At 77.1% G+C, this 7,526-nt stretch carries 6 protein-coding genes; all 6 read right to left on the bottom strand.

The genetic code is table 11. The features are described from left to right. Positions 1 to 41: 41 nt before the first annotated feature. The 6 genes from ACFOSY_RS29505 to ACFOSY_RS29480 are packed head-to-tail and all read right to left on the bottom strand — an operon-like array spanning position 42 to position 7,298. Positions 42 to 872 carry an HpcH/HpaI aldolase/citrate lyase family protein gene (locus ACFOSY_RS29505; RefSeq protein WP_394312683.1) on the bottom strand — a complete coding sequence of 277 codons (831 nt, stop codon included), beginning with the start codon at positions 870 to 872 and terminating at the stop codon, positions 42 to 44. Next, positions 869 to 2,101, bottom strand: a complete 1,233-nt coding sequence (locus tag ACFOSY_RS29500) for a CaiB/BaiF CoA transferase family protein (RefSeq protein ID WP_394312681.1) — start codon at positions 2,099 to 2,101, stop codon at positions 869 to 871. Before ACFOSY_RS29500 ends, ACFOSY_RS29505 begins: the two co-directional genes overlap by 4 nt. Further along, positions 2,098 to 3,474 (bottom strand): ADP-ribosylglycohydrolase family protein, encoded by a 1,377-nt coding sequence (locus tag ACFOSY_RS29495; RefSeq protein ID WP_394312679.1) that lies wholly within the window; start codon positions 3,472 to 3,474, stop codon positions 2,098 to 2,100. The genes ACFOSY_RS29500 and ACFOSY_RS29495 overlap by 4 nt, the downstream gene beginning before the upstream one ends. Then, positions 3,462 to 4,643 carry an ADP-ribosylglycohydrolase family protein gene (locus tag ACFOSY_RS29490; RefSeq protein WP_394312677.1) on the bottom strand — a complete coding sequence of 394 codons (1,182 nt, stop codon included), beginning with the start codon at positions 4,641 to 4,643 and terminating at the stop codon, positions 3,462 to 3,464. The genes ACFOSY_RS29495 and ACFOSY_RS29490 overlap by 13 nt, the downstream gene beginning before the upstream one ends. A 7-nt stretch (positions 4,644 to 4,650) precedes the next feature. Beyond that, the gene (locus ACFOSY_RS29485) at positions 4,651 to 6,297 is read right to left on the bottom strand and encodes an ADP-ribosylglycohydrolase family protein (protein WP_394312674.1); all 1,647 of its coding nucleotides are present in this window, start codon (positions 6,295 to 6,297) and stop codon (positions 4,651 to 4,653) included. After that, on the bottom strand, positions 6,294 to 7,298 hold the full coding sequence (locus ACFOSY_RS29480; RefSeq protein ID WP_394312672.1) for an ADP-ribosylglycohydrolase family protein: 1,005 nt from the start codon (positions 7,296 to 7,298) through the stop codon (positions 6,294 to 6,296). The genes ACFOSY_RS29485 and ACFOSY_RS29480 overlap by 4 nt, the downstream gene beginning before the upstream one ends. Between the last annotated feature and the right edge of the window lie 228 nt (positions 7,299 to 7,526).

The raw sequence follows: 7,526 nt of genomic DNA, 5'->3' as shown, positions 1-7,526 counted from the left end.
CACCCCGGGCGCCCTCGGCACGTCCGCGGCGTCCTGCCCCGTCACCGCTTGTGCGCCAGTGCGAGCGTCCGGTGCGCCGCCGTCACCACCGCCGCGTCCACGAACGTGCCGTCGGGCAGCGCCTGCGCGCCCTGCGTGCCGGCCGCCGCCTTGAGGACCGTCTCCGCCTGCTCGATCTCCCGCTCCGTGGGCAGATAGGCCCGCTCGATGACCGGGAGCTGACGCGGATGGATCGCCGCCCTGCCCAGGAAGCCCAGGGCGCGCCCGCGCACGCAGGACGCCTCCAGGCCCTCCAGGTCGCGGATGTCCGGGTGCACGGACTGGGCGGGCGGGGCCAGTCCCGCCGCGCGCGCCGCGACCACCACCCGCGCCCGGCACCAGTCGAGACCGGCGTCCTCACGCATCCCCAGATCGGCCATCAGGTCCGCCTCCCCGAGCGCGATGCCGCGCAGCGCCGGGTGCGCGGTGGCCACGGCGTGGGCGTGCTCGACGCCCAGGGCGGTCTCCAGCAGGGCGTACAGGGGCGGGGAGCCGCCCCGCGCGGAGACGGCCCGGCGCGCGACCCGCACCACGTCGGACGGTGCGGACACCTTCGGCAGCCGCAGCCCCGACAGACCGGGCGCGGGGGCCAGCGCCGCCACGTCGGCCGGCCCCCAGGGCCCGGTGAGGGCGTTGACCCGGACGTGCACCGGCACCGGCTGCGGGTCGCGCAGCAGCTCGGCGGTGGCCGCCCGGGCGTACGCCTTGCGGTCCGGCGCGACCGCGTCCTCCAGGTCGACCACCACCACGTCCGCCCCGGCCGCCAGCGCCTTCGCCACCACGTCGGGGCGGTCGCCGGGGGCGTACAGCCAGGTCAGCGGGACGCTGCTCACAAGGCGCCCTCCGCCCGCAGCTCCGCCAGGTCGGCCGGGGTGAGTCCCAGCTCGGTCAGCACCTCCTCGGTGTCCGCGCCGTGCGGGCGGCCCGCCCAGCGGATCGACCCCGGAGTGGCGGAGAGCCGGAACAGCACGTTCTGCATGCGCAGCGGGCCCAGCTCCGGGTCGTCCACGGTGGTGACGGTGGACAGGGCCTGGTACTGCGGATCCTCCATGACGTCCCGTACGTCCTGGACCGGGGCGACGGCCGCCTCCGCCTTCTCGAACGCGGCCAGCACGTCGGCGCGGGTGTGCCCGGCGATCCAGCCGCCGACCGCCTCGTCGAGCACGTCGGCATGCCGGGCCCGGCCCTCGCCGGTGGCGAACCAGGGCGCGTCGATCAGGTCCGGGCGGCCCACCAGGACCATCACCCGCTCGGCGATCGACTGGGCGGAGGTGGAGACGGCGACCCAGGTGCCGTCGGCAGTGCGGTAGGTGCCGCGCGGGGCGTTGTTCTGCGACCGGTTGCCGGTGCGCGGCTGGACGTACCCGAGCTGGTCGTACCAGGTGGGGTGCGGGCCGAGCACGGCCAGGATCGGCTCGATCAGCGCCATGTCCACGACCTGCCCCTCGCCGGTGCGGTCGCGGGCCGCGAGCGCGGTCATGATCGCGTACGCCGTGGTGAGGCCCGCGATCGAGTCGGCGAGCCCGAAGGGCGGCAGGGTCGGGGGCGCGTCCGGTTCGCCGGTGAGCGCGGCGAAGCCGCTCATCGCCTCGGCGAGGGTGCCGAAGCCCGGCCGGTGCGCGTACGGGCCGAACTGGCCGAAGCCGGTGACCCGCGCCAGCACCAGCCGGGGGTTGGCCGCGGACAGCTCGGGCCAGCCCAGGTCCCACTTCTCCAGGGTGCCGGGGCGGAAGTTCTCCACGACCACGTCGGCGGTGCGCACCAGGCGCAGCAGGGTGGCCCGGCCGCCCGGCGTGGACAGGTCCAGGGTGACGGTGCGCTTGTTGCGGCCGAGCACCTTCCACCACAGGCCGACGCCGTCCTTGGACGGGCCGTGGCCGCGCGAGGGGTCGGGTCTGCGGGGGTGTTCGACCTTGACGACGTCGGCGCCGAAGTCGCCGAGCAGGGTGGCCGCGAGGGGGCCGGCGAAGAGGGTGGCAAGGTCGAGGACGCGCAGGCCGGTCAGCGGGGGAGCGGCAGGATCGGGGGTGGGGGCGGCGGTGGCCGGGTCGGGGGGAGTCATGGGCGGGACGCCTCCAGATGGGTGAGACGGGCCAGGGTGTCGAAGCCGGTGCCGTCGAAGTCGCCGACGGAGGTGGCCAGACGGTTCTTCAGCGGGGCCGTCCAGCGCTCGGGGAGGGCGCGGGGCGTGCCGGCGAGCAGCCCGGCGACGCTGCCGGCGGTGGCGCCGACCGAGTCGGTGTCCCAGCCGCCGGACACCGCGCGGCAGATCGAGGCGGTGAAGTCCCCGTCGGCGTGGGTGAGGGCGGCGGCCAGCAGGGCGGTGTTGGGGACGGCGTGCACCCAGTGGTGGGTGGCGCCGTGGGTCTCGTGCAGCAGGTCGACGACGGTGTCGAAGTCGGTGTGCTCGCGGGCCAGCCGTACGGCGTCGCGGACGGCGCGGGCGAGCCGGGAGCGGGGCGGGACGACGGTGAGTCCCGTGCGCAGACAGGCGTGCGCGTCGCGCTCGCCGCCGGCCGCGGCGGCGATGACGGCGGCGGTGAACATGGCCGCGTAGACGCCGTTGGCGGTGTGGGTGAGGGCGGCGTCCCGGTGGGCCTGCACGGCCGCGGCGCCCGGGTCGCCGGGGTTGGTCCAGCCGTGCACGTCGGCGCGGATCAGGGCGCCGATCCACTCGCGGAACGGGTTGCGGTGGCGGGCGGTCAGCGGCGGTTCGAGTCCGCAGAGCAGGTTGCGGTAGGCGATGCGCTCGGCGGTGAAGGTGCGGCCCGCGGGCAGCTCGTCGAGCCAGACGCGGGCCACGTCCGCGGTGGTGAAGCGGCGGCCGTGGCGGCGCAGCACCAGCAGGGCGAGCAGCGGGTAGTTGAGGTCGTCGTCCTCGGGCATGCCGTCGATGTTCTCGGCGAGCGAGGTGGCGGCGGAGCGCCGGTTCCAGGGGTGCTCGGCCAGCAGCTCGGCGGGGACGCCCCGGGCGGTGAACCAGCCGGCCAGCGGCCAGTTGCCGGCGGCGCGGGCCAGGGCGCGGATGGCGGCGAGGGGCAGCTTCTCCACCGGCTTGCCCAGCAGGCAGCCCGCCGCCCGGCCGAGCCAGGCCGCCTCCAGACGCGCCTCGAACACGGGCCCGTCCCAGGCGGCCGGGGCTCCGGGGGAGACGGGCCACTCCGGGCACAGCGCCTGGATCGCCGCCAGGTCGGAGGGCTCGTCGTCGGCGAGGGTGCTGGGCAGCTCGGCCAGCTCGTCCAGCAGGTCGTTCGCCAGCAGCCGGAGGTAACGGGAGACCGGGCGGGGGGAGGCGCCGGCGGCGAGCGGGGCCGGGGGGCCGCCCGCCGCGTGCCAGCGGGCGGCGACCGCCGACGCCTCCCGGCCGTCGAGCGCGGCCTGGCGCAGCTCGTGGCCGACGAGGTCCTCGGGCTGGACCCAGGTCAGTCGGAGCATCCGGCGCCTCCCAGCCGCGCGAACGCCCGCTCGTGGGCGCGGCGGCGCTCCACGTCCCGGGCGAAGACCTCGCGGGCCACCGCGGTGAGCGCGGCGGCCGGCTCCCACAGGTCGAGACGGCTGGCCTCCGCCACGGTCTTGGCCCACTCCTCGGGCACCGGGGAGCCCAGTGCGCCGGTCACCGCTCCGGCCATCGTGGCGATGGAGTCGCAGTCGCGGCCGTAGTTGACCGCGCCCAGCACCGCATGGCGGAAGTCGCCGCGGGCCGCCACCACCATGCCCAGCGCGACGGGCAGCTCCTCGATCGCGTGCAGCCGGGACGGGCGCCGGGCGCCCAGCGAGGGGGAGCGGTAGTCGGGCCCGACGGTGTCGTACGGGGCGACCGCCTCGCGCAGCGGGCGCAGCGCCGACTCGACGTCGGTGTGGTGCGACGCCTCCTCACAGACCTTCTCGATCGCCTCCCGGGTGCCGTCCTTGGCCAGGGACAGGCACGCGGCGACGACCGAGTCCGGGGTCGCGCCCGGAGTGCAGGCCGCCGCCACGGCCGCCGCGAACACCCCGGCCGCCTCCCTGCCGTACGACGACTGGTGGGCGCCCGCCACGTCCAGGGCCTCGGCGTACGCGGCGGCCGGATGGGCGGCGTTGACCAGGCCGACCGGGGCCATGTACATCGCGGCGCCGCAGTTGACGATGTTGCCCACGCCCGCCTCGCGCGGGTCGACGTGGCCGTAGTGCAGCCGGGCCACCAGCCACTTCTCGGCGAGGAAGATCCGGTGCAGCGGGATCGTCTCCGCCTCAAGCTCCGGGATCCAGCGCGGGTTGGTCATCAGGTCCGGGACCAGGTGGTCGGCGATCGCGTAGGCGTCCAGGTGGTCACGGACCCGCGCGTACACCCGGACCAGCGCGTGGGTCATCAGGGTGTCGTCGGTGACGTGCCCGTCGCCCTTGTGGTACGGCGCGATCGGCCGGGCGGTGCGCCAGTCGTCGCCGTGCCACGGGCCGACGACGCCGTGGACGCGGCCGCCGTGGCGTTCGGCGATCTGCTCGGGGGAGTACCCCTCGACCGGGCCGCCGAGGGCGTCGCCCACGGCCGCGCCCACCAGGGCACCGGTGATCCGCTCGTCCAGAGAAGGGGTGTTTTCGGTGTTTTCAATGTCTTCGCATGTCATGCCGGGATCATCCTCCGGGTGCGGTCGGTTGGGCGGCTTCCAGCAGCCCGGCGAGTTCCACCAGGTCCGTCCCGGTGAGCCGGGGGAGCACGCAGCCGGACAGGGTGCGGCAGCTCTCCCGCCAGGACGCGGGGATCGCGCCGCTGCCGCCCAGCGCGCCGGTGAGGGCGCCGGCCAGCGCCGGGGCGGAGTCCGCGACCCGGGACAGACAGGCCGCCGCCGGGACCGCCTCCGCGATCCGGCCGCGGGCGGCGGTGGTCAGGGCGAGGGCGACCGGCACGGTCTCCGCGGCGGCCACTCCGTAGCTGTAGACGTGGTCGACGATCTGGTGCTCCAGCGGCGGCACCAGCGCGAAGGCGCTGTCGGCGTCCGCGGCGAGCGCCAGGGCGTGCCGTGCGTTGCGGCCGATCTCGGTGTCCTCGGGCAGCTCGGCGCAGGCGGCGGCCGCGCAGGCGTCCGGGTCGGCTCCGGCGAGCGCGAGGGACACGGCGGCGGCCATGGCGCGGGCGCCGTGCACGCCGTCGCCGTCCTGGGTGTAGCGGGCGTCGAACTCGGCGAGGTCGGCGGCGGCCCGCGGGTCGCCCGGGTGCGCCACGGCCAGCACACAGGCCCGGACGCAGGCCGCGTCGTCGAAGTAGTGCGGGTTGTCGTGGCCGGTGGCGGGCGGGCGCAGCCCGGTGGCGAGGTTGCCGAGACCGGCGCGCACGGAGATGCGGGCGCGCAGCGGCAGCACGGCGGACTCCGTCTCGGGGGCCCGCTCGGTGGCGGCGGCGACCTCGGCCGCGATCGCGTTCCAGGTGAGGTCGATGGCGGCGCGGGTACGGCGCTCCCGGCTCAGGTCGCCGAGCACGGTGTCGTCGCCCGCGCGTAGCACCGCCTCGGCGGCGAACGCGGCCCACTCGGCGTCGTCGGAGGGGCCGAGGCGCAGCGGCTCGGGAGGCTGGTTGAGGGCGATGGGGACGGGGAGCGTGGTGGTGGCGTTCTGCTCGGCGAAGGTGTCCAGCTCGCGGGTGAGGCGCCGGGTCCACTCGGGCATACGGGCGGCGCGATGCCGGGCGGCGGGCCAGCCCGCGGCGTCCCCGGCGGCGAGCCCGAGCAGCAGCCCCTCGACGGCCTCGCGGCGCGGACGGGGGGAGAGCGAGGGCGCGGCGGGCGTCCGCGGCACCGGGGCCGCGTCGTCCCGCCGGGGTGCGGGGGCGAGGGCGCCGTCCTGCCCGGGTGCGGGGACGAGCGGGTCGTCCCGCTCAGGTGCTGGGGCGAGAGGGACGTGGGTGGCCGGGGCTGGGGCGAGAGCGTCGTCCTGCCCGGGCGCGGGGGTGAGAGGGTCGTCCCGCTCAGGTGCTGGGGCGAGCGGCTCGGCGGTGGTCGGTGCGGTGGCGAGGGCGTCGTCCTGTCCGGGTGTGGGGGCGAGCGGGCCGCCGGGTGTGGGGGCGAGCGGGCCGCCCCTCCGGGATGCGGGGGCGAGGGCGTCGTCCTGTCCGGGTGCCGGCCCGAGAAGGCCGTCGGGCGCCGGTCCTGGGGCGAGAGCGTCGTCCCGTCCCGGTGCCGGAGTGGGCGGGTCCTCGGCGGCCGGTGCCGGAGTGGGCGGGGCCTCGGCGGCCGGTGCCGGGGCGGGAGGGTCGTCGGTGGTCGGTGCGGGGGTGGTGGAGGTCATGAGGGGGTCTCCGGGGTCAGCAGGTCCGCGATGTCGAGGACGTGGTGGCCGGCCATGGCGGGCAGACAGGTGCCGCGGGCCGGGGTGATGGCCGCGGCCCAGTGCTCAGGGACGGCGGCGACACCCTGGGTCGCCCCGGCCAGCGCGCCCGCCACCGCCGCCGTGGTGTCGGCGTCGCGGCCCATGTTCACGGCGGTCAGCACCGCCTGTTCGAAGTCGCCGTCGGCCGCCGCGTAGGCGCCGAAGGCCAGGGCCACCGCCTCCGGGGCGAGGTCGGTCCAGGGGTAGCCGCCGATCACCACCGCGGCGCGGACCGCCCGTTCGCCGCGGTGGGCGGCGGTCACCGCGCGGCGCAGCGAGCGGGCGGTCCAGGAGTCGTCCGGTACGACCGCGAGCGCCGAGGCCACGACCGTGACCACCGGCGCCCCGGCCATGGCCGCCGCGACGCCCGCCGCGACGGCCCGCCCGCCGTGGATGCCCTCCCCGTCGTGGCTGACCGAGCCGTCGATCGCCGCGAGCCGGGCCGCCTCGTCGGGCCGTCCGGCCGCGTGCACGCCGTAGGGCGCCGCCCGCATGGCCAGTCCGTCGCTCCAGGCGTGCCGGTGCTGGGCGGAGATGGGCGCGGCCAGACCCCGGCGCAGGTTCTCCAGCGTGCCGCGTTCGCTGAACCCGGCGCCGCGGAAGGGGCCTTCGGCGCGGTCCGCGATCCACTCGTGCCAGGCAGCCTCGACGTGCGCGGGGGTGAGCGCGGAGCCGTGCCGGGCGGCCAGCAGGCCCGAGAAGATCGCGTACTCGGTGTCGTCCGTGCCGGCCGGGGGGTCGTTCACATAGCCCGTGATGCGGCCCCACTTCGCGCGGATCTCGGAGGGCTTCATGTTCTCGGCGGGCGCGCCCATCGCGTCGCCGACGGCCAGGCCGAGCAGCGCGCCGCGGGCCCGTTCGCGGAGCCCGAGGGCGTCCCCGGGCGCGGGCGCCGAGGGGATGCGGGCGGTCGATGCCATACGCGGCTCTCCTCTCAGGCGCGCCCCGTGGGGCGCGGGCCCTTTGCGGAACTGTCCCCGGTGCCGTGTGCGCCGCAGCCTGGTGCGCCGGAGCGTCACCCGGACGAGATGCGCGGGGCGGCCGAGCGGACATGCGCGGGGCGGCCGGGCGGACCGGGGCGGGAGACAAAAGCGCTGGTTAGCGCAGCCTTTCCTTGCTGGCGGGGGCTGGAGGCGAGGCGTAGACTG

It is taken from the genome of Streptomyces lusitanus, from assembly GCF_042647945.1.
GTDB classification, from domain to species: Bacteria; Actinomycetota; Actinomycetes; order Streptomycetales; family Streptomycetaceae; genus Streptomyces; species Streptomyces pseudogriseolus.
This window is presented reverse-complemented; position numbering and strand designations above follow the sequence as displayed.

What these genes read in the sequence shown, in the direction of transcription:
- ACFOSY_RS29500 (WP_394312681.1), bottom strand. Translation starts at nt 2,101, where the DNA reads ATGACTCCCCCCGACCCGGCCACCGCCGCCCCCACCCCCGATCCTGCC.
- ACFOSY_RS29495 (WP_394312679.1), bottom strand. Translation starts at nt 3,474, where the DNA reads ATGCTCCGACTGACCTGGGTCCAGCCCGAGGACCTCGTCGGCCACGAG.
- ACFOSY_RS29490 (WP_394312677.1), bottom strand. Translation starts at nt 4,643, where the DNA reads ATGACATGCGAAGACATTGAAAACACCGAAAACACCCCTTCTCTGGAC.
- ACFOSY_RS29485 (WP_394312674.1), bottom strand. Translation starts at nt 6,297, where the DNA reads ATGACCTCCACCACCCCCGCACCGACCACCGACGACCCTCCCGCCCCG.
- ACFOSY_RS29480 (WP_394312672.1), bottom strand. Translation starts at nt 7,298, where the DNA reads ATGGCATCGACCGCCCGCATCCCCTCGGCGCCCGCGCCCGGGGACGCC.